Below are 451 nucleotides of genomic sequence, written 5' to 3'. Positions count from 1 at the left end.
CCACCGGCCGCGCCGCCGAACGCATGGCCGAGAGCCTGCGCGCCGCGGTGGCGCGCGCACTCGCCGACGGCGTCGATCCCACCCTGGCCGAGGCCCTGCCGGCCGGCGCCAGCACCCTGCATCGCCTGCTCGGCGTCATCCCCGACCTGCCGCGCTTCCGCCACGACGCCGACAATCCGCTGCCGTTCGACCTGATCGTGATCGACGAAGCCTCCATGGTCGACCTGCCGCTGATGTGCAAGCTGGTCAACGCCGTGGCCGACGGCGCGCAACTGATCCTGCTCGGCGACGCCGACCAGTTGCCCTCGGTGGAAGCCGGCGACGTGCTCGCCGCGATCCTGCAGGCCGCCGGCCCCGGCGACGCATTGCAGCCCGACGACGCCCAGGCGCTGCAGCCGCTGCTCGGCCACAGCGCGGTCGCGCACGACCACGGCGGCCTGGCCGGGCACCA

At 74.7% G+C, this 451-nt stretch carries 1 protein-coding gene; it reads left to right on the top strand.

The window, feature by feature from the left end; all coding sequences use genetic code 11:
* On the top strand, nucleotides 1-451 hold a 451-nt coding region (locus tag D588_RS25185), incomplete at both ends, for an AAA family ATPase (RefSeq protein ID WP_043085669.1).

This window comes from Xanthomonas sp. SHU 308 (genome assembly GCF_000364645.1).
In the GTDB taxonomy this organism is placed as follows: domain Bacteria; phylum Pseudomonadota; class Gammaproteobacteria; order Xanthomonadales; family Xanthomonadaceae; genus Xanthomonas_A; species Xanthomonas_A sontii.
Note: the sequence above shows the minus strand (reverse complement) of the source record. Positions and strands in the feature narration are given on the sequence as shown.